Origin of the sequence: Pseudomonas sp. 51_B (assembly GCF_017491595.1) — a bacterium.
GTDB classification, from domain to species: domain Bacteria; phylum Pseudomonadota; class Gammaproteobacteria; order Pseudomonadales; family Pseudomonadaceae; genus Aquipseudomonas; species Aquipseudomonas promysalinigenes.
This window is the reverse complement of the sequence record NZ_JAFGYW010000449.1, coordinates 1-436: the sequence shown is the minus strand read 5'-3', so window position 1 is coordinate 436 and position 436 is coordinate 1. Positions and strand designations below refer to the sequence as shown.

Genomic DNA, 436 nt, shown 5'->3' with positions numbered 1-436 from the left:
GTTGTCCTTGAAGCCGGGGCTGCCGTAGCTGCTTTTCGTCGGGGACAACGGATCCGGCCGGAACACGAGCCCGCTGCCGTCCGTTGCGTAGGATGCCTTGTCTTGCGCGCGCAGCACTTCGCCGCTGCCCGCGTCGATGATCAGCTCCCAGTCGCCGTGCAGGCTGTCCTGCGGCCTGCCGCTCACCTTCCACGCGGTATGTGTTCCCGCGCCGTCGACGAATGCGACGAGCTGCGACTGCACGTTCACGAAGCCGCCGACGCCGAGGTAGGCGCGCGCGCGGTCGAGCGCCTGCTGCTCGTCGACCGCCTGCGTCTTGCTCGACACGGCCGCGACGCCGCTCACCGCCTTGCTCGCGACGTACAGCACGCGGCCGTCCGGCGCGACCGTGACCGCGATGTCGCTGTCATAGACGGGCAGCCCCGCGGCGCGCTGC

The 436-nt window shown here is 70.4% G+C and carries 1 protein-coding gene; it reads right to left on the bottom strand.

The features are described from left to right. Positions 1-436, bottom strand: a 436-nt coding sequence (locus J5M56_RS25670; protein ID WP_207938145.1) for a hypothetical protein, incomplete at both ends; no start/stop codon positions are given.